Source organism: Rhodococcus jostii NBRC 16295, assembly GCF_001894825.1.
Classification (GTDB): domain Bacteria; phylum Actinomycetota; class Actinomycetes; order Mycobacteriales; family Mycobacteriaceae; genus Rhodococcus_F; species Rhodococcus_F jostii.
In genome coordinates this window covers 120,248-144,860 of sequence record NZ_BCWY01000007.1, presented here as the reverse complement: position 1 = coordinate 144,860, position 24,613 = coordinate 120,248, and the positions used below count along the sequence as shown (strand labels likewise).

Here is a 24,613-nt window from a genome sequence, read left to right as displayed (position 1 = left end):
TCGCCAGGTGCGCTGGGGCGCAGGAATATCCGGAGGCATCGTGGTCTCGCGCTTCACTCTGAGCGCGGCATTCGATATCGCCATCGTGCTGATCTCCCGCCCCGGCCCCGCACCCGCCGACTCGCCCCTCGCGGGGGCCTTCTCGGCTCGGGTTCCGATCAGACCAGTCTTCCACATTATTCGGCTAAAACAAACCTCTGCCCTGTTATTAATCGCTTCGTTGTTCTATGCCCTTGTTTATGTGGCCTCAACCGCCGGTGATGTCCGCTCCCGAACCGGTGCGGTCGAACTGGTAGACGGTCGTGTGCGCGTCCTGGAGACGGATCGACCACTGTGGGCTCAGACGAAACTGGTCCTCGAACCTCGCGACCGCCTCCGGAGTGAAGTACCGGTAATACTCGATGGCATCGTTCGATTGACTCGTGAACACGAAATAGGTTTCGGTGCTGCTCGATTCCGCAACCAGCGTGATGTCGTCGAACTGGTGGGCGTCGGGAAAGTACTTGGCGAACTCGGGCCAGCGGTCGACGATGGGCGTGTCGAAGTCCTGATCGTACTTGGCCAGATCGGCGTAGTCGGCGGTGGCGCGACTGGGAAACCCTGCCGAATCCAGACTGGTGATCATGGCGGGACCATGAATGTCCGCGGTCAGGTCGTCGAACAGCATGACCTGCGATCGGTATTCCACCACCAGCGACCACAGTCCGTAATAGCCTTGCATCCCGGCGACGGCCGCACCGCCCAGCGCGACAGCGGCGAACACCGTGGTCACCCGTTCGAGGGCGACATGACGACCGGTGACCGTGACCGCGGCGAGGAGCAGCGGCGCGATCAGGATTGCGCACCCCGGCAGCGCGTACAGGTACACCCGGAAGATGGCCTCACCGCCGTAGCTCTGCAGAAAGAGCAGGGAGAACGAACTGAACGCCATGATCATCGGAATGAGGAACGGCCGGCCCTGCCGCCACCACACGACGATTCCGACGAGGGCGAACAGGATCACCGCGGCGGACAGCCCGCGGCATACGGTCGAGGTGACGAGTTTGCCCAGGGAACCGGCGTACTCGACGTTGCTGGTTCCGTTGGCAACGGGGTTCGCGCCCGAGAACAGCCCGTGCGGGAGTACGACGTACATCCGCGGGACGAGGTAGCCGATGAGCATCGCCATATACGGAATGGGCAACCACCAGGGCTTGATCTGCCGTGTCACGACCAGCGCCACGATGACCCCGAGCAGCCAGTACGGCGTCAGCTGATGCGTCGGGATGAGCGCGGCGAACGCAAGCAGTGCAATGTAACCCGCCTGGTGGCAGGTGCGGGAGGCGACCAGCAGTGCCAGCACGCCGACCGCCATGAGTAATGCGAACGCCTGGGGAGCGAAATAGTCCTGCCCGACCCAGTTCGCGAGTTCGACGATCATCGCCGCCGCGAGCGCATGCCGGATCTCCAGCCCCAGCAACATCGCCAGTGCGCCGACGAGCAATGCCAGCAGGGCGTGCACTACCGGGGCGAACCACTGTGCGACGAGGAGCGAATCGACGGACGTGATGTCACCGAACCAGGCGAACGCCGTGAAGAAGGCGGGCCATTCGCCGTACACGTCGATCCCGCGCGGCGGAAGTGCCTGGTGCTGTTGGATGTAGTCCACCACACCGATGTGCTTGTACGTCCAGGTGTAGATCGGCGCCTCGGTGATCACGCTGACGGTTGCCCGCTGCACGACGATCACGGCGCCGACGATCACCGCGGCGGAGACGACGTGGTTCTTCCGCAACGCCCAGGCGAAGGCCCCGACCATCGAGACCACGACGACGACGAGTCCCGGCCCGGTGCCGACGGCCAGTAGTCCGAACTCGGAGTACGGCACATTCAGCAACCCGGGTAGGAGCGCCAGCCACACGCCCAGCGTGGCCAGCGTACAGAGCAGGGGCACGTTGCCGCGCAGGGTCGTTCCCCTCGGCCGGGCGGGCACGAGAGTGGCGAGTCCGCCCGCATGTCGCGCGTGCAGGAGCACCGAGAGAACGACACCGCCGACGAGGGTCAGCAGGAACGGGACGGGCAGCCAACGATTCGACCACCCGATGACGGCGGTGAAACCCGTCATCATCGACAGACCCGTCAGGGGTACCGCGGCGACGATCGCGGGCGTCTGCAGTCGCATCCACGTCACCACGGCCAGTCCCGGCCCGGTGAGAACGAAGGCCGCGAGCATGATCGCGCGCAACTCCGGCGACAGTGGAGTCAGCGCGAGCGCACCGACCGCCGCCGACACGAGGGCGAAGGTGTCGAAATGTGCGGCCCGGGCCGCACCGGAGGGCTCCTCGGCGGCGGTGGCATCGACTGCCTCGCGCCGGGGTGGGTCGAGCTGAACCGTGGACCTAGTCACCGGAAACACGCACCCAGTCGACGACCATCGCGGCCGGGAACGGCGTCGTACTGTCGGCGGGGCCGGGCCATTCTCCGCCGACGGCGACGTTGAGCAGGAGGAAGAACGGTTTGTCGAACACCCACCGCTCGTTCGGGGGAAGACCGGCCGCGGAGACCTCGCCGGTGATCTGGCCGTCCACTCCGAACGTCACCCTCCCGGGGGCCTTTTCCACCCAATACGTGTGAAAGTCGTCCACGAACGAGGCCGCCACGTCGGTGGTGGGTCCTGCCTGCCAATCGCCGCCGGTCGTCTTCGGCCCGATGACACTGCTGTAGAGCTGGCCGGCACCGCCGACCGTCTCGACCGCGTCGATCTCGCCGCTTTCCGGCCAGCCGACGACGCCGAGGTCGGTACCGAGCAGCCAGAACGCCGGATGCATTCCCGCGCCGCGAGGGAGCTTCGCGCGAGCTTCGGCGCGACCGTAGAGGAGGGAGGTCCGGCCCTGCGTCGTGACGCGGGCGGAGGTGTACTGGCCGCCGTCGTTGCGGGCCTCGATCACCAGATGCCCGGCACCGTCGAGCCGGACGTTCGAGGGTGAGGACGTGTAGGTCTGGGACTCGCCGTTTCCCCACCCGCCACCGCCGGTGTCGTAGGTCCACCACTGGGGATTCGGCGGCGACCCCGCAGGTCCGTTGAAGTCGTCGAACATGAGTGCCTGCTGCTTTTGATACCACGACACCGACTGCACCGCAGTGTCGGTGGGCGGACCGGCCGCCTGCGCGATCAGCACCGCGCTCACGCCGATCAGTGACGCACGGGCCACCCGGACCCACGATCGTCTACTCAACTCGCTCACCTCCCGAATCGTCCGCGGGAATTCGGTCGTACCCGCGTTCTTGTGAGGCCCGCCGCAGCCAGAAGACCACCGGACCGATCAGCACCAGCGCCGACACCGCCTCCGCCGCGAGGTAGGCCCAGCCCACACCGACGACGCCGATGGCTCTGGTGCCGATCAGGGAGCCGCCGACGACGATGAGCGTGGAGACACCGCGGACGGCGAGCGCCAACGTCAGCCGTCGGTGCACCCGCGCAAGACCTTCGTAGACGGCGCCCACCACGGACAGAGGTATGAACACGCCGGCCAGGTAGAGCAAACCGGTACTGTGCGTTCGGTACTCGGCTCCGACCACACCGAGCAGGACAGGACCGACCACCACCAGTCCCACCCCGCCGACACCCGCCACCACGGCGAGGGTGCGCACCAGACGGCGGGACAACGACGCGACCCTGTCCGGGTGGGCGGCGACTTCGGCCACGTACGGGCTGACGACCAGGTGCACCATGAGGTAGAGCGCGCTGATCATCGCCCACGCGATCGCGAAATACGCGTTCGCCTCGGCGCCGACCTGCGTGACCACGATCAGCGGCACCACGAGAGGACCGATCGCCCACAGTGCCGTGATGCCGAACGACGAACCGAAGTACGCCCAGAGTTCACGGCGGGGTGGGAGGGTCGGCGCCCCGAGGAATCGGGGATGGGAGCGGGATCGGCGGTGGAGCGCCACCAGAACGCACAGTGCGGCCACCGCTGCCGTCGCCCCCCACGCGGAGACGATGGACACCGCGACGTCGGTGCCGGCGAGCGCGAGCAGAACGACGAGTTTCGCCGCCGCATGGAAGGAATTCTTCGCGGCCGACCACCGCGCCACCCCGAGGCCGGCAGTGGCCTTGTCCTGCAGGGTGAACACGGCGAGAACCATCACGAACAGCGGGAAACACGCCATCGCCCAGCCGGATTCGAACAGCGGATCTCGTGGGCCGAACACGACGAGCGCGGCGCCCGACAGCAGGGACGTGGCCGAAACCAACAGGAATCCGTGCTTGAGCAATGGTCCGGTGCGGGTGCCCGCCAGCGGCAGGAACCTCTCGTACATCGTGTCGATGCTCAGTATCGACAACGTCGACAGCATCACCGCCGACGTGATGAGCGCCGAGGCCACCCCGACTTCGCGAGCGGGAAACAGGCGGGCGGCAGCGGCCCAGAAGATGAGTCCGAGCGCCCCCGCCACCACGTTGGCGAGAATGAGGGAGTTCGTGTTGAGTCGCAGATTCCGCTCGGCCGGGTGTTCGGAATCGGCACGGCTCGCCTCGATGCGGGGGATGCCGGGAGTCACGGCTCGCCGATCGGATGGTGCGAGATCGCGGTCTGCCGCAGCGCGTCCGGCTCCCGAAACGGCGCCGGTGACCGTCCTTCGCGCCGCGCCGACCGATACGCCCACGGACCTTTCACGATCGACCGGACGGTGGTGGAGCCGAGGCGCGGGGGAAGGAACTCCGCGAGGTTCGCCGGTGGGGCCGTCTCCTTCGACGACGCGCGGAGGTGGCGGACGAACGCGCCGCTGCGTCGGGCCGCCGTCGTCGCCGCGAGCGTCGCCATCTCGGGGTCGATCGCGATCTTCGCGAGCCACGCCCCCAGTCCCAGCCCGTAGCCGCGGGACTGGACGAGAATCCCTTCACGGTCGGCGCGGTGCCGGTGCCACACGATGGCGGCCGGGTCGTGGACCAGTTGGCGTCGGGAGCGCAGAATGCGGAAGAACATGTCGATGTCTTCGCCGCCGCCCGTCGGGGCGCCGGCGCCGAGCGCCTCGTCGAATCCACCGAGACGACGAACCACGTCGCGCTCCACCGCGAAATTCGCCCCCGTGCCGTAGCAGCGAACGGTGAAGGGAAACAGGGGAACGTCGTCCGGTGGCCGCGCCCAGTCGAAGACACGGGCGTCGGTCGAGTCCGACCAGCCGACCCGTCGATCGAAGTACGCCTGCGCCGGTGTCCGGATCTCACCGGCGGGCACCATCCCGGACACGCAGGAGACCGACGGTCCCCGCGCGAACCCGTCGACGAGCGCCGAGAGCCAGTGCCGATCGACGACCACGTCGTCGTCGGTGAACGCGACGATGTCGCCCGTGGCGGCCGACAATCCGGTGTTCCGGGCTCGGGAGAGCCCCGGGAGCGGCTCGCGGATCAGACGTACCCGCGGATCCGCGAGACCGAGCACGTAATTCCAGGTGGCGTCGGTTCTGGGGGCATTGTCGACGACGACTACGTCGAACGACGGGTAGTCCACTGCGAGGACGGACCGGAGGGCCGTTTCCAGCATCGACACCCGGTCGCGCGTGCACACGACGACCGTCACCGGCACGGCGCGCCCCTCGGCCACGCGAGCCGGACCGGTCCGCACGGGACGGTCCGGCTCGGTGACCCGCAGGCCCGCGACTCGGCGCCTGAGCTCGCCGAAGTTCACCGACCCTTCCGACACCTCGATCTCGACGAACCCGAGTGGGCGGCCGGCGGCGCGCACGAGCAGTCGCGCCCGGCTGTAGCCCTCCGCCCCCGTCAACCGGCACCCGACGGGTGTCCCCGCCGCGCGGCCGTGACGGTGCGCCTCCTCGATCGCGTCGATCCACACCTCCCCGATCCACACCGCACCCTCCCAATCCGGCCGCTCGGGACTGTCCAGGGCGGGGTGGAGTGTGAGACCGGGTGCGGAGGAAGTCATCAGGTCATCCGGGTGCGCAGCCGGATGGTGGTTCGGCCTTGTACGTATCCGGCGGTGGTCACGACCAGGCCGAGCAGCACGACAGCTGCTCGGGCGAGCCCGTCCCTTCGCATCGACCCCGCTTCACGCAGTACCGCACGCGGAAGGACGTGGAGGGTGTACGTGCACTCGCTGCTCAGTGCGTCCGACGCGGTGGTCAGCTCCGCGACGACGGCCTTCGACAGCCCTTCGTGACGACATCGCCGCACGAAATATCGCAGAGTGGTGCGGTCCGGCGATACGTGGTGCTGCACCCGCATGTCCGGATCGAACAGGATCTGGTTGGAGTCCTCGTTCGCCCGGATACGGATGCACAGTTCGGTCTCTTCGCCGCCGACGGGAACCGAACCGACGCGGCCCACCTCGGATCTGAATCCGCCCACGGCGTAGAGCACAGAGCGGCGCATCGACATGTTGCAACCGATGGGGTTGCGCACGGGCGCCACCCGGGTCGGCTGGCCGACGTAGCTGCAGCCGACGACCCAGTCGAATTCCTGTGGCAGCCAACGGGGGCGATCGCCGGGCCAGCTCGGGTCCGCGTACCCTCCCACCCCGGCAACTCCGCGGTTCCCGTAGTGGTGCATGAGTGCCTGCGTCCAGCCGGGCTCGGCGCGGGCGTCGTCGTCGACGAAGGCGACCACGTCACCGTGAGCGGCGCGCACGCCGGTATTGCGTGCCCCGGACAGCCCCCTGGTGTCCGCGTTCGCGAGGACCGTCACCCGCTCGTCCATGCAGTATCGATTGCATGCGCGCACATACAGTTCGTCGCAGTGATCGATCACCAGGATGAGTTCGGGAACGGGTCCCTCCTGCGACAGCACCGACTGCACCGAACGGCACAGATCGAACCAACGCCGTGTCGTATACGCGCAGATCACGACCGAGAGGGACTCGGCCCGCTCTGTATCGAAGTCGTCGGTCGCGTCCAGGAGCGAGTGCCGGGCGGCCGGGACGTCATCGGGCAACGTAATCACCGCGATCGCGGGAACGCCACGAATACACGGATCTTCTGGGAAGCGAGGTCGGCCGTTCGACCGATTCTTCGGTCGTCTTCACGCCGTTCCGATGTTCCATCCGGACGGTCCGGAGAACCCGGAACCCGTCGCGGACGACATTCAGATTGCTCTTGCCGCTGATCCGCCGCCGCTCGAAGCTCGGGATCTCGACGATGCCGAGGCCGGATGTCGCCATCCGGACGTTGATCAGCGTCTCGATTTCGAAGCCGTCGCCCCAGTGCGCGTCGGGTCGGTCCGTCGCCGGCAGCGACATCACGCTGACGTGCCGGCGCCAGAACGCGTTGTAGCCGTAGCAGAGGTCGGTGAACGAGACGGCGAATTCCATGTTCACGAACGAATTCAGCATTCGGTTGCCCAGCCGGCGGGTGAAGGTGATGTCGGCGCTCCCGCCACCCGCGATGAATCGGCTCCCTTTCGCGAAGTCCGCGCCGTGAATCAGTGCGTCGACGAAGGCGGGGATCTCGGCGGGATCGGTGGATCCGTCGGCGTCGATCATCACCACGATGTCCGAGGTGGCGTGCATGAAACCGCAGGCCAACGCGTTGCCTTTGCCTTTGCGGGTCTGCGTCAGGATCTTCGCGTCGGGCCACAGCTTTCGGGCGACGACAACCGTGTCGTCGACGGAGTTGCCGTCGACGAACACGAGTTCGTCGATGCCGGACGGCATCCGCGCCGCCACGAACGGCAGATTCTTCGCTTCGTTCAGAGCCGGCATCACCACCGACACGGTCGGTCGCGGCATGCTCTTCTTGTGGTCGTCTTTGGGGTGTAACTGGGTCACGTGTGCATCCATGGCCTTCACGTCCGTTGCGTCATAGGGGCTTTCGAGGCCCGTGTTTCCGGTGTCTTGACTCTCTCCGGGAGGGCTACTTCGCCCCGGAGGCTGATCGTTGTGGTGAGCGGTGCGTATCCAAGCGAATTCACCCTGGCCGTTCCCGATCATCCGTGGATCCGAGCGCGCGTTTGCGTCGCGACGCGCGGAGCGCGCTCAGGGCGAACAGCAGACTTCGCCGCATCTGCATGTCGTACGAATTGATCCGGCCGAGTACTCGGTCGGAGAGTGGTATCTCCCACTCGGGATCGTTGATCAGGCGACTCGCGAATTCGAGCTGCTGGGCGAGTTGCGAACGAGCCGAGGTCAATGCGGTGTTCGAGTCGCTGCCGATCCGGAACGACGCCAGGGTCCTCGGCACACCGACGAAGTCCCCCTTCTTCACCAGCCGCGACCACAGATCGAGTTCCATGGGGAACAGCAGTTCGCCCCGGAATCCACCGCACCGATCGAAATCGACTCGGCGGAACATCGCAGCGACCGGGGGGCCGATGGGGTTGCTGCCGCTCCGGATGATGCGCCGGACCACCCGCTGCCCCGGCTGGCGCCCCACGATTCCCCCGAGCCCGCGTGCCGGCCGAAGCAGGGCGCCCTCGTCGTCGATGAAATCGGTTCGCACCGACACGAGTGCCACCTCGGCGTCCGCTTCGAGCACCGCGGCTTGTGTTGCCACGCACTCCGGTTCGATGGTGTCGTCGGCGCAGACCAGCTTGACGAATCGTCCTCGGCTCTCGCGTATCGCGAGGTTGAAATTGTCCACCATCGGCACCGTCGTCGTGTTCCGGATGATCCGGACACGGTCGTCGTGGAGGCCGTCCAGGATGTCGCGGGTGCCGTCCGAGCTGTTGTTGTCGACGATCACGATCTCGAGGTCGGTGAAGGTCTGCGCCAGCACGCTGTCGAGCGTTGTCCGCAGATGACGCTCCGCCTGATACGCAGGAATGCAGAGGGACACGGTCGGGGGCCTCTCCCGGTCCAGGCCCGGCGTGGAGCCTGCTACGGCCTCGCGCCTCGACGTGTGCTCGGCGTCCGAATTCGTCACCATGCTGATCTCCCACCCCGGCCCCGCACCCGTCGAGGAATGCCGTGGCTGTAAGCATTCCCGGCTCGGGTTCCGATCAGACCAGTGTTCCACATTCAATGCCCAAAACATACCTCTAGTCCGTTATTAAAAGAATTACCTGTCGGTTCATGGGTTTTGCTGAATACGGTTCTCGTTTGCCTGTGCTGGGCTCGGCTCGTGGTTCGTCGGAAAATCCGTTGCTCGACGCCCCCGCTGTCCGTATTGTCACGTGGCTTTGTCAACCCGTCGACAGAAGGAGTTCCTCTCGTCATGGATCCCGTCACCGAACGCGACATCAGGTCGTCGTTCATCAACTGCTCCCAAGGCGACGCCAAGCGCCTACCCGTCCCTCGCGACCTGGACGACCGCCCGTGGGACGAACTCGACTTCCTCGGCTGGAGTGACCCGTCGTTTCCGGGCCGCTGCTATGTCGTCGTACCGCGGGAGGGCCGACTCGTCGGCGTTGCGCTGCGCTACGAAACCGGCGGATACCGCCGTGCGCAGATGTGCACGATCTGCATGACCACGCATGCCAGCGGCGGGGTGTCGCTCATGACCGCCCGCAAGTCGGGTGAATCCGGTCGCCGAGGAAACTCGATCGGCACCTACATATGCGAAGACCTCGCGTGCTCGCTGTATGCACGGCGGAAGAAGTCGCCGGCACTGGGCAGGCAGTACCGCGAGGATCTCGAACCCGAAGAGCGAATCGGGCGGGTCCGCGACAACCTCGACGCCTTCATCGCCAGGGTCTACGGCTGACCGCAACCCGACCCACCCACCACACAGCTGGGTAGCTGCTCACAAGTATCGGAGGTAGATGCCATGCGCCGACATTCGACGAACCACTTCCCGCGCTACGCGGTCGTCAGCTCACACCGGTCCGTCGCCGACGAGAACTGAAGTGGGCAAACGCCTTCGCCATGATCGGAGTGGTGACGAGCATGATCACCAGGCGCAGCACCTGAGCGGCTGCGACGAACGTGACGTTCGACGAAGTGGATGCCGACACCGCCAGCACCGCTGCCAGGCCGCCCGGAGTCGTGGCGAGGTACGCCTCGAGGAGGCTCGCGCCGGTGAGGTGGGCGAGTAGGACGCCCAGTCCCGCGCAGGCCGCCCCGACCAGCAGGGTGAGTGCGGCTGCATACGGGAGGATTCTCCCGATCGCCCGCAGGCTCGCCCGGTCGAAGGCGAGACCGGCCTGCCAGCCGATGAGAATCAGCGCGGCGGTCATCAGCATCGGCGGGACCGTGATCGCGTCGCTCCACCCGCCGAGTTCGAATCCCGCACTCACGGCCAGCGGTCCCAGAGTGGCGGGTGCGGGCAGCCGCACGAGTGACGCCACGGCCGTTCCGGCCACGATGAACACGGCCAGGAATGCCAGTGCGACATACCATTCGGATCCGCCGCTGTCGGTGTCGGCCACGGTCTCGGCACCGGTGTTCGCACGGAAACCGAACGTCACGATCATCGGCATCGTCAGTACGACGAGCGCCACGCGCAGGTACTGCACCACCGCGACGACTCGGTCGTCGCCGCCGAGTTCGCGCGCCATCGCGACGAGTCCGGTGGCGCCGCCCGCGGTCATGGACAGGGATCCGGTGACCGCGTCCACGTCACGATGCAACGCAAGGAGAGCGCCGGCCGCCACGCTGATCGCCAACGTCGCCGCGGCGATCGAGACCACCGGCACCCACAGCGAGCCCAGTGCGGCGATCGTTTCCCTGTGCACCATCAGTCCGACAGCGCTGGCCAGCACGCCTTGCGCGAGCTTTCCCAACGGTCGCGGCACGCGGGACGGTCCTTGCCCGGTGACGGCGAGCGTCGCCGCGACGATCAGAGCGGAGAAGAGGCCCGCCGCCGTCAGTCCGACGCTCTCGCCGAGGGCCCATCCTCCGAGGGAGAGCAGGATCAGTGCCGTCCAGCGCAGTCCGCGTCGACGCAGCCCGGAGATGCGGGTCGTGGTCGCGGACCGGTCGGACGAGCGCAGATCATTCACGGGTGGACGCCTTCCCAGGGCCGGCGCCCTGGCTCGATGGTGTACGTGAAGGTATACCTTAACAGATACCTTTTCGGACGTTAGGATGTATGCATGGCGGCTGGCAGCAAGGGTGAGCAGGTATACGAACAGCTCAGGCAGGACATTCTGAACGGGATTCTGTCGCCCGGGCAGTCGCTGAGTGCCATCGACGTGGGCGCGCGGTTCTCGGCGTCCCGTACCCCGGTCCGGCAGGCCTTCCTGCGGCTGGAAGGGGAGGGGCTGGTCTCACTCATCGATCGGCAGGGAGCGAGGGTCTCGCCGATCTCGATCAAGAGTGTGCGCGATCTGTTCGAGCTGCGCATCCTGCTCGAGTCGGCGGCCACGCGGATGGTCGCCGAAGCTGTCGTGCAGGACGCTGCGGCGAGGCAGCAGTTCGACGACGTCGCGGCCGAGCTCGAGAAGATCGCCGAGGAACCTCCGTCCGATGCTCGCCGCGACCGGTTCTACGAACTCGCGGAACGCTACGACCAGGCCGTGATCGCCCACACCCGGAACGCGCAGCTGGCCCGTTCGATCGCCGATCTGCGCCCTCACACCGAGCGGCTGCGCAACATCGCCCACTCCCAGCCCGACCGCATGGACGTCTCGCTGTCCGAGCACCTGTCGGTATGCCGTGCGATCCTCGCCGGCGACGGAGCCGCAGCTGCCGCGGCCTGCACCCGACATCTGAGCCAGACGCAGAAGACGATCCTCGACGCCGTCGTCAACCCGCAGGGATCGGCCATCGCCATCGACCTGGTCACCGCGTAGTCGTCACCGCGATCGCCACGGGGTGAGCGCCGGCCACCCCTGTGGGGCCTATCGGCAGTTGCCGCGCAGGCCGATGCTGGACGGACCTTCCGACACCGACGGGAATTCGTGCATGCATCAACTCTGGAAAATCGCTGCGGCCTATATTGCCGCCTTGCCGGTCTTCGTCCTCGTCGTTCTCCTGCTCCCCGACGATGCACCTCGACTGTGGGAGTTTGCCGGTCTGTTCCTGTTCGGGGCGGTGTTCGGAGGACTGGTCGTGTGGTCGCGCCGCGGCGACGCGCACAATTAATCGGCAGCAGCGGTGATCCGGTGCGCTGCTGCTGGTCGCGCTCGTGCTCTGCTACGTCATCGGTGTGACGTCAGCCTTCGCGTCGTCGACGGCGCTGCTGACGGCGGTCATTCCGCTCGCCCTTCCTCTGCTGGAAACCGGTGCACTCCCAGTCGTCGGGGTCGTGGCCGCGTTGGCGATCTCCGCCACCGTGGTCGACGTGTCACCGTTCTCGACGAACGGAGCGCTCGTGCTCGCCCGGCCTGTGCTGGTTGGTTCTCGTCGTGGCGCCCGGAGTGTTCGGGTCGCTGTAGAGGCGGCACGTAGCCCGGTCTAGTACTTCGGTCTATGTCGGATACTGTGGGTGTGCCTCGTGCTCGGTGAGCGAAAGGGTCTGCACATGCGAAGCGACGACGACGCCCGGAGTGGTGGTCCCGTGACCCCGAAACAGACCGTCACGATGCAGGACATCGCGGATCGGGTGGGTGTTTCGAAGGCGCTGGTGTCCATGGTCTTCCGCCGTGTCGCCGGCCCGAGCGCGGAGACGCGGAAACGGGTTCTCGAGGTGGCGGACGAACTGGGCTACCGGCCGAACCGCACGGCGGCGTTGATGTCGCTGCGGCGCACGCACCTCGTCGGCGTGATGGCTGACATCCGCAGTAGTTTCCACGCCGAAATGGTCGAATACCTCGTCGCCGCCGCCGACGAACACGGGTACGAGGTGGTGCTGGGTGCGGTCACGCCGACCCACGGGGAACGGAAGGTCGTCGAGACGCTGCTCGACTTCCGGTGCGAGGCCCTGATCCTGCTCGGCACCGAACTCGACGTGGACGTGCTCGACGCACTCGCCGAGCGGGTTCCGGTGGTGGTGGTGGGCCGTCGCGTCGGCGGCAACGTCGATGTGGTGCGGACGGCCGACGGCAAGGGCATCGGCACCGTCGTCGACCACGTCGTGGAACTCGGACATCGCCGGATCGCCCACCTCAGCGGTGGTGACGGCACCATCGCGGCCGACCGGCGATCCGGTTACACACGCGCGATGCGGCGGCACGGACTCGACGCCGACGTCGTGGACGGCGACTTCACCGACAGCGCGGGCACCGACGCCGCGCAGACCCTGCTCGCGCGGCCGCACCTGCCGACCGCGGTGATCGCCGCCAACGATCGCAGTGCGATCGGGCTCATCAGCGAACTGCGTCGGGTGGGCCTGCGAATTCCCGAAGACGTGTCGGTGTCGGGATACGACGACAGCACCTTGGCGCAGCTCGCGCACATCGATCTGACCTCGGTCAATCAGCAACCGCGGGAGCAGGCCACGAAGGCGGTCGAGGCCGTCATCGAACGCCTCGACCAGGGGCGGACCGAACCTGCCGCGATCGTCCTGCGGCCCCGGCTCGTCGTGCGCCGGACCACCGGTCCCGTCTCCGCGTCAGTGGAGGGCTCCCGGTCCGGCGTGTCCTGATCAGGACCGCCTACTGACGCAAGGCCTTTCGCTCGTCGCAATCCGCGGCTGCGTGCCTGTCGGCCGTCGTGCCGGTTTCTCGACGTGCACATTTTCTCGTCGCTCCGTTCAGGGCTTGACACCACGGCGTGACTCAGCTCATAGTAGTTGTACTAGACCGGTCAAATAGACCGAACTAGCCGGAGGCGTACGGCACACATCTCCGACTCGTCCGACCTGCAGGATCCCCACATCGAAAGGCTTCACTCATGACCTCCAACTCGATCGGTGTCGCCGTCATCGGCGGCGGCATGGCCGGACGAGCGCACGCCGCCGGATACCGGACCGCGTCGACCCTGTTCGGCACCGACCGCCCCGACGTGCGGTTGGTTGCCATCGCCGACACCAACGAGGCCGTCGCCGACGACACCGCCAAGCGGTACGGCTACGAGCGGGCCGAGTACAGCTGGCAGGCGATCGCCGAATCGCCGGACATCGACGCGGTGAGCGTCGTCGTGGCCAACCAGCTGCACCGGGAGATCGTCGAAGGGCTCCTCGCCGCCGGGAAACACGTACTGTGCGAGAAGCCCCTGGCCGGCTCGATTTCGGACGCCGAAGCCATGGTCGCGGCCGCCGCGGCCGCCGCGGACGCCGACACGATCGCGACGGTCGGGTACACCTACCGCCGGTCGCCCGCGATCCAGGCCATCCGGGACGAACTCGCGACGGGCCGCCTCGGCGACATCATCCACTTCAACGGGCACTACTGGTGCGACTACGGCCTCGACCCGACGTCGCCGATCACCTGGCGGTACCGCGGCGGCCCCGGGACCGGCGCGCTCGCGGACGTCGGCAGTCACCTGCTCGACATGGCCGAATTCGTGTGCGGCCCCATCGTCGAGATCAGTGGCGCGACCTTCACCACGGTGATCACCGAGCGTCCCGTGCCGGCCGGCGTCACGTACGGCCACACCAAGGCCGAGACCACCGGGGAGATGGCGCCCGTCGAAAACGAGGACCTCGCCACCTTCACCGCACGCTTCCAGAACGGCGCCGCCGGCACGTTCTCCGCTTCTCGTGTCGCGCATCAGCTTCCGGACGGTCTCGGATTCGAGCTGTTCGGGACGTCCGGTTCGGCGGCGTTCGACCTGGCTCGCGCCGCGGAGTTCTCGGTGTCCAGCGAGGGCCTCGACTCCACCGTCAACGGTCAGCGGCGGGTGATCGTCGGACCGCAGCACCCGTACATCCAGGGTGGTCTGCCGATGGACGCCGGCGGCGTCGGGCACGGCAAGGCCGAGTTCTTCGCGTACCAGGCCCGGGCGTTCCTCGACCAGATCGCCGGCATCGACAACCTGGGACCGCTGCCGTCGTTCGCCCACGCCCTGCGCGGCATGCAGATCGTCACCGCCGTCGCGGAGTCCGCCCGCTCCCACGGGGCGGCCGTCAAGATCGGCTGACCCCGTCACCTCGCCCGAACCTCACCTTTAAGGACCACTCATGAAACTCGGTGTGTACACCGCAATCCTGCACGACCGCAGCCTCCGTGAGGCGCTGGAGACCATCGCCTCCCTCGGACTCGACGGCGCGGAGATCAACGCCGGTGGCTTCATCGGCACCCCGCACCTTCCCGTCAAGGAGCTTCTCTCCGGTGAGGTGTCGCCGCAGGAGTACCTGAAGGTGTTCGACGAGACGGGTGTGTCGATCGCCGGCCTCAACTGCAACGGCAACCCGCTGCACGCCGATCCCGAGGTCGGCCCCGAGGACGCCGAGGATCTGCGTAACGCCATCCGTGTCGCCGGACTGCTCGGTGTGGACCGGGTGGTCGCGATGTCCGGGCTGCCCGCGGCCCACCCCGGCGGTCAGTGGCCAGCCTGGCACGTGAACACCTGGGACAGCGGCTATCTCGACTCCCTCGACTACCAGTGGGATCAGGTCGCGGTGCCGTTCTGGAAGGAGATCGACGCGCTCGCCCGCGAGAACGGCGTCAAGGTCGCGATCGAGATGCACCCCCAGAACCTGGTGTTCAACCCGCCGACCCTGAAGCGTCTGGTGGAGAAGACCGGTGCGACGAACGTCGGCGCGGAGATGGACCCGTCGCATCTGTTCTGGCAGGGCATCGACCCGGTCGCCGCGATCGACTGGCTCGGCGACCTCGTCTTCCACGCCGCGGCGAAAGACACCCGGATCAACGACAACTGCAAGATCTACGGTGTCCTCGACGACCGGTTCACCCGGATCCCCGCCGACCAGAACCCCACCGGACTCGGCGGCAGGCATGTGGTCAACAAGTGGCCCGAGGACTCGGCGTGGGACTTCGTCGCCGTCGGACGCGGACACGACGTCGATTTCTGGTCCCGCTTCCTGGCGGCCCTGCAGAAGGTCGACCCGGACATGGCCGTCAACATCGAACACGAGGACGTCGAACTGGGTCAGCTCGAAGGGCTGCAGGTCGCGGCCCGCACCCTGCAGGAAGCCGCGTCCGCGGCAGCAGCGCGGTAAGGATCACGTCGCGGGAGGTATGTCCCGGCGCCCTGCGGTCAATCGGTCCAGGACCAATCGCAGCGGCGGCCAGGTAGACCTCCCGCGGCGGGTCACGGCGTACGCCGTCAGCACGACCTGCGGGTCGGCGAGCGGGAGAACCGTGACCTCGCTGCGGGTGGGACGGTCGGCGGGGAGCAGGCCCACCCCGTAGCCGGCGGTGATGAGGTCTTCGACGAGATCGAGGCTGTCGATCTGGTGGGCGATCCGTGGGGTGAAACCGGCGAGTGACGCCAGCGTGCGGACGGCGTCCTCGTCGGCGGTGTTGCGGGAGTTCACGATCCACGGCGATTTCGCATACGCCGCGACGTCGGCAGGTGTGTTGTCGGCGGGCGCGGGGACGCCGAGCCCCCACGGCGTCGACCACAGGGGGACGGCCTCGAGCGCGGCGCCGGGTGACGCCGGCGCCAGGTTGTAGTCGTAGGTCAGGGCGAGATCGAGTTCGTCGTCGGCGAGCAACGCGAAGGCCTCGACGGGTTCGTATTCGCTGATCACCACGTCCACCTGCGCGTGGGTGCGGGCCAGTTCGGCCACGACCGGTAGCAGCGACACGCGGATGCCGGTCGCGAAACCCCCGACGCGCAGGGTGCCGGCAGGTTCGGCGTGAGGGTCGAGGTCGAGTCGGGCGGCGTCGACGGCCGCCAGGATCGTGACGGCGTGGTCGGCCAACCGGCGTCCGGCCGGGGTCAGCCGCACCCGTCGGCCGACCGGTTCGACGAGTTGTGCACCCGTCTCCTTCGCCAGGGCGGCGATCTGCTGGGACACCGTCGAGGTGGTCAGCCGGTGCGTCTCGGCGACCTCACGCATCGAGCCGAGACGCGACAGTTCGAGCAGGAGATGCAGGCGTCGGGTGTCCACCGCACAATTGTCCGCAATATCCGAACGGTTTGTCCATGAAAGTCACGTGGACGTGAACGGTCGTGGGGGATTTCAATGCTGGGATGACCAGGAACTCGACTCACGTCGGCGCGATGATGGCGCTCACGTCGATGCTGTGCGTGCAGATCGGACTCGCGATCTCGGTGGGCGTGTCCGAACGCGTCGGCGCCGAGGGTGCCGCCTGGCTGCGTCTGGCGTGGGCGGGGGTTCTGCTGGTCGTGATCGTGCGTCCCCGCCCGAAGGCGTTCACGCGTTCGTCCCTCGGCGCCTGTGTCCTGCTCGGGGTCGTCACGGCGGCCGTCACCATGCTGTTCATGGCCGCGGTGGAGCGGATACCGCTGGGAACCGCCAGCGCGCTGGAGTTCCTCGGGCCCCTCGGCGTCGCCGTCCTGCACGGGCGAGGCCGCCTGAAGTGGCCCGTGCTGGCGGCCGTCGGTGTCGTGCTGCTGACACAACCGTGGGCCGGCGGAGTCGATCCCGTCGGAATCTTGTTCGCCCTCGGCGCGGCCGGGTGCTGGGCGCTCTACATCGTGCTGACCCAGCGGGTGGGCGACGAGGTGGCCGGCATCAGCGGGCTCGCGGTGTCGATGCCGGTCGCCGGTCTGGTGGCGACCGCCGTGGGCGGGGCGTCGATGCTCGGGCAGATGACACCGGAACTGTTGCTCATGGGGCTGGGTCTGGCGATACTGCTGCCGGTCGTGCCGTTCACTCTGGAGATGCTCGCCCTGCGCCGCCTCACCACGGCGGCGTTCGGGACCCTGATGAGCCTCGAACCGGCGTTCGCTCTGATCATCGGGCTCGTCGTGTTGCACCAGGTTCCGGACCGTTGGGCCGTGGCCGGGATCGGGTTCGTGGTCGCGGCGGGCATCGGAGCGGCCCGGGCCGGGGCCCGGTCGTCGCCTGACACACCGCAGCTGCCGCCGACCTGCTACCTTGAACGTCGTTCAAGTGTGCAGCAAGAGGAGTCGTCGTGACAGGTGTTGGGAGTGCTCGGGTGTCGAGACTCGGTATTTCGGCGCGAGACATGGCGCAGATCGCGGTGTTCGCCGCACTGATCGCGGCCCTGGGGCTACCCGGCGCGATCACGGTCGGATTCAGCGGTGTGCCGATCACGCTGCAGACCCTCGGCGTCATCCTCGCCGGCGCGGTCCTCGGGGCGCGCAAGGGCACGGCCGCCGTCGGCGTCTTCCTCGCGCTCACCCTGATCGGCCTGCCACTGCTGTCCGGCGGCCGCACCGGACTGACGGCGCTCGCCGGACCCAGTGCCGGCTACCTCATCGGCTGGATTCCCGCGACGCTGGTCATCGGCCTCCTCACGGCCCGCATCCTGCCGAAGTACCCGCTCGTTCTCGGGCTGCTGATCAACGCCCTCGGTGGGATCGTCGTCATCTACGTCTTCGGCACCATCGGACTTCTGCTCCGCACCGATCTGGGTGTCGGCGCCGCCATCACCACCAACTTCGCGTTCATCCCCGGTGACCTGCTGAAGGTTGTCGTCGCGACGGTCGTCGCCAAGAGTGTGCACCGCGCGTACCCGGGCCTGATTCGTACGTGAGTTCCGAACTCGGCGGCGCCGGCGATCAGCCCGCCATCGATGTCGACGGCCGCACGTACACGTACGACCAGCTCGACCGCGCGATCGAGCAGTGGATCGACGCGCACGGCCCGCGCGCATCGGTCTACGACGCGTCCGAGTTGCCGGTCCCGGACGCGTTGATCTGCGTCTGCGCCGCCGCGCGGCAGGGAACCGCGGTGATCGTCGAGAACCCGGAGGCACGCCCCGACCGGACGGAGATTCCGCCGTCGGCCTTTCTGCTGGTGGCAACGTCCGGCTCGACCGGCAGGCCACGTCCCCTCGCGCGCACCGCGGCGTCCTGGTTCGACAGCTTCCCGGCCTTCACCGCGATCACCGGGATCCACGCCGCGGACCGGGTGCTGATCACGGGGCCGCTGCACGCCACGATGCACCTGTTCGGCGCGGTGCACGCCCTGTGGCGCGGCGCGTGTGTCACCGACGACCCGTCGGAGGCGACCGTGGTGCACGCCGTCCCCGCCGTTCTTCGCGACGTCGTGGGCAAGGCCCCGAAACTGCGTACGGCCGTCGTTGCCGGCACCGCACTGGACGACGGCGCCCGCGCGGTGGCGGACGGCATCGAGATCGTCGAGTACTACGGGGCCGCGGAACTCTCACTCGTCGCGGCGCGGCGGGTTCCGGAGCCGCTCCGGCTGCTGGACGGCGTCGACGCCGACATCCGCGCCGGTCTGCTGTACGTCCGTTCCCCGTACAGCGTGATCGGGGCACCGGACTGGTTCGGGGTCGGCGACCTGGCGGAACTCGGTGAGAACGGCGAGCTGACGGTCCGTGGCCGGGGCGAATCCGCGATCAACGTCGGCGGCACCACAGTGGTGGCCGAGGACGTCGAGCGCATCCTCGCGACACTCGTCGGCGTCGGTGCCGCCGCCGTGGTCGGATCGCCGCACTCGGTGCTCGGCGAGACGGTCACCGCCGTGGTCGAACTCGACGGCACCGCCGGAATCGAGGACGTCCGCTCGCGCGCACGCCGGGTACTGACGAAGGAAGCGATGCCCCGCCGCTGGGTGCGGATCGAGTCACTGCCGCGCACCGCCAGTGGGAAGGTCGCCCGAGGCCGAGTGAGAGACTTGCTGGCATGAGCTCTGTCCCTGTTCTGGTGGCGCCGCGTCGGACGCCGATCGGCAATGCCGGGCACGGGTTCGCCGATCTGACCACCACCGATCTGGCCGCCCCCGTGTTGCGCGAGGTTCTGGCGTCGCTGCGGGGGGCGGGTATCGACGCGGACGTCGACGACGTCGTGCTCGGCAACTGCCTCGGTCCGGGCGGTGACCCGGCGCGGGTCGCGGCCCTGCGGGCGGGACTGGGTGTGGAGGTTCCGGGTGTCACCGTCGACCGGCAGTGCGGTTCCGGACTCGACGCGGTGATGCAGGCCGCGCTGCGCGTGCGCAGCGGCGCCGACGAGCTGATCCTGGCGGGTGGCGTCGAATCGGCGAGCACCGCGCCGTGGCGGTTCTGGCCACCGGTCGCGGGCGCCGATCCGGTGCGGTACACCCGCGCTCCCTTCGCGCCGGAAGGTTTTCCCGACCCCGACATGGGGGTGGCCGCGGACGATCTCGCGCGGGTTCGCGGCATCAGCCGGGAGCGGCAGGACGCGTACGCGGCGCGTTCGCACACCCTCGCGGCGGCGGCCGACTTCTCGTCGGAGATCGTACCGATCGGCGACCTCGGGCGGGACCAGCGTATTCGGGCCGGCATGACCGAGACCCGGCTCGCACGACTGCGCCCCAGTTTCGGTGCCGGCGGAACGGCGACGGCCGGGAACTCGTGCGGCATCTCGGACGGCGCCGCGGTGCTGGCGGTGACCACCGAATCACTCGCTGCCGGACTGCCGGCGTTGCGGATACTCGGCTCGGCCGTCGCGGGATCGGACCCGGCGCTGCCCGGCCTCGGCCCGGTTCCCGCGATCCGCAAACTCCTGAAGAGAACCGGACACGACGTGGCCGATCTGGGCGTCGTGGAGATCACCGAAGCGTTCGCGTCGGTGGTGCTGGCCGTGTCGGACGAGCTCGGGCTGGACGAATCCGTGATCTGCCCGCAGGGCGGCGCCATCGCCATGGGACATCCGTGGGGTGCGTCCGGGGCGATCCTATTGGTGCGCTTGGCAAGTCAGATGCTCCGCAACGACGGGCCCGCGCTCGGGCTCGCGGCGTGCGCCATCGGCGGCGGCCAGGGCATCGCGATGCTCGTGGAGCGCGTGTCGTGAGTGAGATCGTCTTCGACTCGGTGAGCCATGCCTTCGGCGACCGCCCGGTGCTGCGCGGCGTCGACCTCCGGTTCTCGGAACGCCGCGTCGGCATCATCGGATCCAACGGTTCCGGCAAGTCGACCCTGGCGCGGATGATCAACGGGTTGCTGAAACCCACCTCCGGCACCGTCACGGTCGACGGCATCGACGCCGCGAAGAAGGGCGCGCAGGTGCGGCGCAAGGTGGGGTTCGTGTTCACCGACCCGGACACCCAGATCGTGATGCCCACGGTGTCCGAGGACCTGGCGTTCTCCCTGCGCCGGTCGGGTCTGAGCAAGCCGGAGGTCGCGGCCCGCGTCGAGGAGATCCTGGTCCGGTTCCGGCTCGACAAGCACGCCGAGCATCCCGCGCACCTGCTGTCCGGCGGGCAGAAGCAGTTGCTCGCGATCGGTGCCGTCCTCATCCGCAGGCCCGAGGTGATCATCGCCGACGAGCCGACCACGCTGCTGGATCTGCGCAACGCCCGCGTCGTCGCCGACGCACTCGATTCGATGGATCAACAGGTGATCGTCGTGACACACCAACTGGCGCTGCTGGAGAGTTTCGAGCGGGTCATCGTCATCGACGACGGACTCGTCGCGTTCGACGGCAGCCCCGACGACGCCCTCCCCGCCTACCGGGCGTTGGTCGAATGATCGGCCTGTACCGGCCCGGCGACTCGCTGCTGCACAGGATGCCGGCCGGCCTGAAACTGGTGCTGTTGATCGTGTCGATCCTGGCGGCCACTGTGTTCGCTCGGACCCCGCTCGAGGTCGGTGTCGTCGTCCTGGCGGTGGGGGCATTGTTCGCGGTGGCCCGCATCCCGTGGACCGTTGCGGTCGCGCAGTTGCGTCCGGTGGTGTGGATGTTGTTGATCATCGCCGTGTTCCAGGTGTGGATCACCTCGCCCGCGCGGGCCGTCGTCGTGTGCGGGGTGCTGCTGATCTCGGTGGCGCTCGCGGCGCTGGTCACGCTCACCACCCGGGTGACAGACATGCTCGACACCGTGTCGCGCGCACTCGGGCCGCTGCGGCGGTTCGGGGTCGATCCGGATCGGATCGGTTTGCTGCTCGCACTGACGATCCGGTGCATCCCGCTGCTGACCGGGATCGTGCAGGAGGTGGCGCAGGCGCGGAAGGCTCGCGGGTTGGAGTGGTCGATGACGGCGCTCGCCACGCCCGTCCTGGTCCGCGCACTGCGGACCGCCGACGCGATGGGCGACGCCCTCGTCGCGCGGGGAGTGGACGATGACTGAGTTGCCGGCCGAGCGGATCGCGGCGCGCGCGGCCGAGAACCCGGACACGGCCGCGGTGGTGTCCGCTCGGGAGACCGTCGACTACGGCGTCTTCTGGTCCAGGGTCGCTCGCACCGCAGCCGGACTCGACGGCATGAACCGGGTCGCCGTGCTGCCGACGTCGGACGTCGGGTCACTGGTCGCGGTGACGGCGGCGATGCACGCGGGCGTCAGCGTGGTGCTGCTGCATCGGCACCTGCTGCCCGCGCAGCTGACACGGGTACTCGAACTCGCGAAGCCGGGCGCTGTCGTGGCCGCGCCGAACCAGCACAAGAGGTTGCGCAGACTGGGATTCGACGGCGTCATCGAGACCGCCGACAGCCTGGAGTCCGACGGCGTCGCGGTCCGAGCGCATCCCGGCGCCGAGTTGCTGGTCGGCATCACCTCCGGCACCACCGGTGAACCGAAGCTGTTCGTGCGCAACCAGCGATCGTGGGCCACCACACTCGATCGCTCCGATCAGACCTTCGACATCGCCGGACGGGACCGGGTGTCGGTGCCCGGAGTCCTCGACCACACCCATTTCCTGTACGGCGCGTTGCACGCCCTCACCCGCGGCGCGACGGTGGATCTGCGCCCGGTCACGCAGTCACTGCTCGATGATCCGACGCATCTGTATTCGGTACCGACCATCGCCTGGGACGTCGTGCGGTCGGGGATCGGTCCGGTCGGCAGTGTCCGGGAGGTGCTGTCCTCGGCTGCCCGCTGGCCGCGCCCGGGGCGTCAGGCGTTGCAGGACGTGTTGCCCGCTGCGTCGCTCGTGCACTTCTACGGGGCATCCGAACTGAGCTTCGTGTCCTTCGATCGGGGGCTCGGTGCCGCCGACGAGCATTCGGCCGGGGAACTGTTCGACGGCGTCGACGTGGAGATCCGCGACGGCCTGGTCCACGTGCGCAGCGACATGCTGTTCGACGGGTACCTCACCGACAACGGCGTGGTGGACGGACCATCCGACGGGTGGATGACGGTGGGCGACCGCGGCCGGGTGGTCGGCACCGGCCTGCACCTGTTCGGCCGGGACAGCGACACGCTGATCCGGGCCGGGCTCAACGTGGAACCCGCCGCCGTCGAAGCCGCCCTGATCGCAATCACCGGGGTCGTGGAGGCCGCGTGCATCGGAGTGCCCGACAGTCGGATGGGTGAGGCGCCGGCCGCCGCGATCGTGGTGGACGGTGACGCCCCCGGTTCCGCCGACATCTGGCGGCACCTGCGAGCCACGCTGCCGAGCCCGAGCATGCCGGTGCAGGTTCTCGTGGTGGACAGCCTGCCGCGGACACCGCGCGGCAAACTCGACCGTCAGGCGCTCGCCGTCACCCTGGCGAACGGCATCGCCGGTTAGAGTTCCGGCATGTCACCTTCCGGCGCAGATCATCATCGACTGAACTACGTGGAGCTGTCGGTCACGGACCTCGCAGAATGCGAAGCGTTCTACCGTGCGGCCTTCGGCTGGGAGTTCAACGACTACGGCCCGCAGTACGCGGGAATCGTCGGGGCGGACGGGCAGGAGGTCGGGGGACTGCTGCAGGTGCCCGAACCCCGGCCCACCGGCGGACCGTTCGTGTTGCTGTATTCGGAGGACCTCGACGCGTCGGCGGACGCGGTGCGCGCGGCCGGCGGCAGTGTCGTCAACGGGCCCTACGACTTCCCCGGTGGTCGTCGCTTTCATTTCACCGACCCGAGCGGAAACGAACTCGGCGTCTGGTCGTCGACCTAGGAAGACCGGGGGACGGGTCCGGTGGTCGCGCGCCGGACGAGGTGCGGTGCGAGCACGAGGTCGACGGCCTTGTCGCCGGCGATCTGAGCCAGCGCGCCGTCGACGGCGGCCTCGGCCATCTGCGCCGCGTCCTGGGAGATCGTCGTCATCTGCACGTGCGGAATCTTCGCCAGCCGGGAGTCGTCGTAGCCCACGACGGAGATGTCGGCGGGCACGTCGCGGCCGCGGCGGACCAGGAGGTCCAGCACACCGGTGGCGCACCGGTCGTTGAACGCGACCACGGCGGTCGGGGGAGCGGTCAGCTCGAGGAGTTCCTGCATTCCCTGTGCGCCTTCGGTTTCCGTGGGACCACCGGCCACCACCGTTGCCGTTCCCGACAGCCCGTGCCGGTCCATCGCGGCCAGGAAGCCGGCCCGGCGGTCGGGGCCGCCGGGGGCGTCGGCGCCGTCGATGTGCGCGATGTGCCGGTGCCCGAGTTCGGTGAGGTGATCGACGGCGAGGGTGATACCGGTGACGTCGTCACCGCGGACGGCACCGACCCCGGGCAGGCCGCTCGCGCGCGCCACCACGAGGGAGGGCACGCGGTCGGCCAGTTCGCCGAGCGCATCGGCGTCGAAGCGGGACCCGAGGAGGATCGCGGCCTCGCATCGTTCTCGCATCAGCGCCTGCACCGCGACCTTCTCGGCGCGACTCGGGGCGACCGCGCTGAGCATGACGTCGTATCCGCGGCGTGAGGCCGCCGCGTAGATCTGCTCGACGAGATCGCCGTGGAACGGCTGCTGCAGTTCGAACACGACTCCGAGGAGCCGGGAACTGGATTGCCGCAATTTCTGCGCGCGACGGTCCGGGACGTAGCCCATGTCGTCGGCGATCTCGAGCACCCGCCGGCGGGTGGCGTCGCTGGCGCCCGGAACGCCCCGCATCACGATCGAGACCAGCGCTGTCGAGACGCCGGCCGCTCGCGCGACATCGCCCATCGTCGGACGTGCGCCACCG

General features: G+C 68.3%; 24 protein-coding genes and 1 pseudogene. 15 read left to right on the top strand and 10 right to left on the bottom strand.

Features of this window, described 5'->3' with window-relative positions; genetic code table 11:
• Positions 1-247: 247 nt before the first annotated feature.
• The 7 genes from RJ1_RS08095 to RJ1_RS08065 form a co-directional block, all read right to left on the bottom strand.
• Positions 248-2,386, bottom strand: coding sequence for a hypothetical protein (locus tag RJ1_RS08095; protein WP_240319921.1), 2,139 nt, complete (start codon positions 2,384-2,386; stop codon positions 248-250).
• Positions 2,379-3,224, bottom strand: a complete 846-nt coding sequence (locus tag RJ1_RS08090; RefSeq protein ID WP_073359431.1) for a glycoside hydrolase family 16 protein — start codon at positions 3,222-3,224, stop codon at positions 2,379-2,381. Before RJ1_RS08090 ends, RJ1_RS08095 begins: the two co-directional genes overlap by 8 nt.
• Positions 3,208-4,542: a lipopolysaccharide biosynthesis protein gene (locus RJ1_RS08085; RefSeq protein WP_174694950.1), complete on the bottom strand. Its 1,335-nt coding sequence runs from the start codon at positions 4,540-4,542 to the stop codon at positions 3,208-3,210. Before RJ1_RS08085 ends, RJ1_RS08090 begins: the two co-directional genes overlap by 17 nt.
• Positions 4,539-5,924 (bottom strand): glycosyltransferase family 2 protein, encoded by a 1,386-nt coding sequence (locus RJ1_RS08080; RefSeq protein ID WP_073359429.1) that lies wholly within the window; start codon positions 5,922-5,924, stop codon positions 4,539-4,541. The genes RJ1_RS08085 and RJ1_RS08080 overlap by 4 nt, the downstream gene beginning before the upstream one ends.
• Positions 5,924-6,928, bottom strand: a complete 1,005-nt coding sequence (locus RJ1_RS08075; protein WP_240319922.1) for a glycosyltransferase family 2 protein — start codon at positions 6,926-6,928, stop codon at positions 5,924-5,926. The genes RJ1_RS08080 and RJ1_RS08075 overlap by 1 nt, the downstream gene beginning before the upstream one ends.
• Positions 6,918-7,772 carry a glycosyltransferase family 2 protein gene (locus tag RJ1_RS08070; RefSeq protein ID WP_073359428.1) on the bottom strand — a complete coding sequence of 285 codons (855 nt, stop codon included), beginning with the start codon at positions 7,770-7,772 and terminating at the stop codon, positions 6,918-6,920. The genes RJ1_RS08075 and RJ1_RS08070 overlap by 11 nt, the downstream gene beginning before the upstream one ends.
• Positions 7,773-7,899: 127 nt before the next feature.
• A complete protein-coding gene (locus RJ1_RS08065) occupies positions 7,900-8,856 on the bottom strand; it encodes a glycosyltransferase (RefSeq protein ID WP_073359427.1) in 957 nt (318 codons plus the stop codon).
• 288 nt (positions 8,857-9,144) lie between these two features.
• On the opposite strand from RJ1_RS08065, the gene RJ1_RS08060 reads away from it, so the two are divergent.
• Entirely contained in the window at positions 9,145-9,633 is a 489-nt protein-coding gene (locus RJ1_RS08060) for an FBP domain-containing protein (protein WP_073359426.1), read from the top strand.
• A gap of 106 nt (positions 9,634-9,739) precedes the next feature.
• On the opposite strand, the gene RJ1_RS08055 is transcribed toward RJ1_RS08060, so the two are convergent.
• Positions 9,740-10,870, bottom strand: a complete 1,131-nt coding sequence (locus RJ1_RS08055) for an AbrB family transcriptional regulator (RefSeq protein WP_073359425.1) — start codon at positions 10,868-10,870, stop codon at positions 9,740-9,742.
• Positions 10,871-10,963: 93 nt separating this feature from the next.
• Between RJ1_RS08055 and RJ1_RS08050 the strand changes: the two genes are divergently transcribed.
• From RJ1_RS08050 to RJ1_RS08025, 6 genes and pseudogenes are all read left to right on the top strand, one after another.
• Positions 10,964-11,662 carry a GntR family transcriptional regulator gene (locus RJ1_RS08050; RefSeq protein WP_073359424.1) on the top strand — a complete coding sequence of 233 codons (699 nt, stop codon included), beginning with the start codon at positions 10,964-10,966 and terminating at the stop codon, positions 11,660-11,662.
• Between the two features lie 22 nt (positions 11,663-11,684).
• Complete coding sequence (locus tag RJ1_RS08045) at positions 11,685-11,954, top strand: hypothetical protein (RefSeq protein WP_143048936.1); 270 nt, start codon at positions 11,685-11,687, stop codon at positions 11,952-11,954.
• Between the two features lie 19 nt (positions 11,955-11,973).
• A pseudogene (locus tag RJ1_RS08040) lies at positions 11,974-12,192 on the top strand (SLC13 family permease); the annotation flags it as partial.
• Between the two features lie 141 nt (positions 12,193-12,333).
• Positions 12,334-13,395 (top strand): LacI family DNA-binding transcriptional regulator, encoded by a 1,062-nt coding sequence (locus tag RJ1_RS08035; RefSeq protein WP_073359497.1) that lies wholly within the window; start codon positions 12,334-12,336, stop codon positions 13,393-13,395.
• A 248-nt stretch (positions 13,396-13,643) separates the two neighbouring features.
• Positions 13,644-14,831, top strand: coding sequence for a Gfo/Idh/MocA family protein (locus RJ1_RS08030; RefSeq protein ID WP_073359422.1), 1,188 nt, complete (start codon positions 13,644-13,646; stop codon positions 14,829-14,831).
• Positions 14,832-14,871: 40 nt separating this feature from the next.
• A complete protein-coding gene (locus RJ1_RS08025; RefSeq protein WP_073359421.1) occupies positions 14,872-15,873 on the top strand; it encodes a sugar phosphate isomerase/epimerase family protein in 1,002 nt (333 codons plus the stop codon).
• Between the two features lie 3 nt (positions 15,874-15,876).
• Here the strand turns inward: RJ1_RS08025 and RJ1_RS08020 are convergent, their stop codons facing one another.
• Positions 15,877-16,770: a LysR family transcriptional regulator gene (locus RJ1_RS08020; RefSeq protein WP_073359420.1), complete on the bottom strand. Its 894-nt coding sequence runs from the start codon at positions 16,768-16,770 to the stop codon at positions 15,877-15,879.
• An 83-nt stretch (positions 16,771-16,853) separates the two neighbouring features.
• Between RJ1_RS08020 and RJ1_RS08015 the strand changes: the two genes are divergently transcribed.
• Genes RJ1_RS08015 through RJ1_RS07980 form a run of 8 tightly spaced genes read left to right on the top strand, consistent with a single transcriptional unit; the run spans position 16,854 to position 23,617 of the window.
• The gene (locus tag RJ1_RS08015; RefSeq protein ID WP_073359419.1) at positions 16,854-17,765 is read left to right on the top strand and encodes an EamA family transporter; all 912 of its coding nucleotides are present in this window, start codon (positions 16,854-16,856) and stop codon (positions 17,763-17,765) included.
• Complete coding sequence (locus RJ1_RS08010) at positions 17,762-18,346, top strand: biotin transporter BioY (protein WP_174694949.1); 585 nt, start codon at positions 17,762-17,764, stop codon at positions 18,344-18,346. The genes RJ1_RS08015 and RJ1_RS08010 overlap by 4 nt, the downstream gene beginning before the upstream one ends.
• Positions 18,343-19,464 carry an AMP-binding enzyme gene (locus RJ1_RS08005; RefSeq protein ID WP_073359417.1) on the top strand — a complete coding sequence of 374 codons (1,122 nt, stop codon included), beginning with the start codon at positions 18,343-18,345 and terminating at the stop codon, positions 19,462-19,464. Before RJ1_RS08010 ends, RJ1_RS08005 begins: the two co-directional genes overlap by 4 nt.
• Complete coding sequence (locus RJ1_RS08000) at positions 19,461-20,588, top strand: thiolase family protein (RefSeq protein WP_073359416.1); 1,128 nt, start codon at positions 19,461-19,463, stop codon at positions 20,586-20,588. The genes RJ1_RS08005 and RJ1_RS08000 overlap by 4 nt, the downstream gene beginning before the upstream one ends.
• Complete coding sequence (locus tag RJ1_RS07995) at positions 20,585-21,265, top strand: energy-coupling factor ABC transporter ATP-binding protein (protein WP_073359415.1); 681 nt, start codon at positions 20,585-20,587, stop codon at positions 21,263-21,265. Before RJ1_RS08000 ends, RJ1_RS07995 begins: the two co-directional genes overlap by 4 nt.
• Positions 21,262-21,864 carry an energy-coupling factor transporter transmembrane component T family protein gene (locus RJ1_RS07990; protein WP_073359414.1) on the top strand — a complete coding sequence of 201 codons (603 nt, stop codon included), beginning with the start codon at positions 21,262-21,264 and terminating at the stop codon, positions 21,862-21,864. The genes RJ1_RS07995 and RJ1_RS07990 overlap by 4 nt, the downstream gene beginning before the upstream one ends.
• Positions 21,857-23,242: an AMP-binding protein gene (locus RJ1_RS07985; protein WP_073359413.1), complete on the top strand. Its 1,386-nt coding sequence runs from the start codon at positions 21,857-21,859 to the stop codon at positions 23,240-23,242. The genes RJ1_RS07990 and RJ1_RS07985 overlap by 8 nt, the downstream gene beginning before the upstream one ends.
• 9 nt (positions 23,243-23,251) lie before the next feature.
• On the top strand, positions 23,252-23,617 hold the full coding sequence (locus RJ1_RS07980) for a VOC family protein (RefSeq protein ID WP_073359412.1): 366 nt from the start codon (positions 23,252-23,254) through the stop codon (positions 23,615-23,617).
• Here RJ1_RS07980 and RJ1_RS07975 read toward each other — a convergent pair.
• Positions 23,614-24,594: a LacI family DNA-binding transcriptional regulator gene (locus tag RJ1_RS07975; protein WP_174694951.1), complete on the bottom strand. Its 981-nt coding sequence runs from the start codon at positions 24,592-24,594 to the stop codon at positions 23,614-23,616. The genes RJ1_RS07980 and RJ1_RS07975 overlap by 4 nt on opposite strands.
• Between the last annotated feature and the right edge of the window lie 19 nt (positions 24,595-24,613).

What these genes read in the sequence shown, in the direction of transcription:
- RJ1_RS08080 (WP_073359429.1), bottom strand. Translation starts at nt 5,924, where the DNA reads ATGACTTCCTCCGCACCCGGTCTCACACTCCACCCCGCCCTGGACAGT.
- RJ1_RS08070 (WP_073359428.1), bottom strand. Translation starts at nt 7,772, where the DNA reads ATGGATGCACACGTGACCCAGTTACACCCCAAAGACGACCACAAGAAG.
- RJ1_RS08065 (WP_073359427.1), bottom strand. Translation starts at nt 8,856, where the DNA reads ATGGTGACGAATTCGGACGCCGAGCACACGTCGAGGCGCGAGGCCGTA.
- RJ1_RS08060 (WP_073359426.1), top strand. Translation starts at nt 9,145, where the DNA reads ATGGATCCCGTCACCGAACGCGACATCAGGTCGTCGTTCATCAACTGC.
- RJ1_RS08050 (WP_073359424.1), top strand. Translation starts at nt 10,964, where the DNA reads ATGGCGGCTGGCAGCAAGGGTGAGCAGGTATACGAACAGCTCAGGCAG.
- RJ1_RS08035 (WP_073359497.1), top strand. Translation starts at nt 12,334, where the DNA reads ATGCGAAGCGACGACGACGCCCGGAGTGGTGGTCCCGTGACCCCGAAA.
- RJ1_RS08030 (WP_073359422.1), top strand. Translation starts at nt 13,644, where the DNA reads ATGACCTCCAACTCGATCGGTGTCGCCGTCATCGGCGGCGGCATGGCC.
- RJ1_RS08025 (WP_073359421.1), top strand. Translation starts at nt 14,872, where the DNA reads ATGAAACTCGGTGTGTACACCGCAATCCTGCACGACCGCAGCCTCCGT.
- RJ1_RS08015 (WP_073359419.1), top strand. Translation starts at nt 16,854, where the DNA reads ATGACCAGGAACTCGACTCACGTCGGCGCGATGATGGCGCTCACGTCG.
- RJ1_RS08000 (WP_073359416.1), top strand. Translation starts at nt 19,461, where the DNA reads ATGAGCTCTGTCCCTGTTCTGGTGGCGCCGCGTCGGACGCCGATCGGC.
- RJ1_RS07990 (WP_073359414.1), top strand. Translation starts at nt 21,262, where the DNA reads ATGATCGGCCTGTACCGGCCCGGCGACTCGCTGCTGCACAGGATGCCG.
- RJ1_RS07985 (WP_073359413.1), top strand. Translation starts at nt 21,857, where the DNA reads ATGACTGAGTTGCCGGCCGAGCGGATCGCGGCGCGCGCGGCCGAGAAC.
- RJ1_RS07980 (WP_073359412.1), top strand. Translation starts at nt 23,252, where the DNA reads ATGTCACCTTCCGGCGCAGATCATCATCGACTGAACTACGTGGAGCTG.
- RJ1_RS07975 (WP_174694951.1), bottom strand. Translation starts at nt 24,594, where the DNA reads ATGGGCGATGTCGCGCGAGCGGCCGGCGTCTCGACAGCGCTGGTCTCG.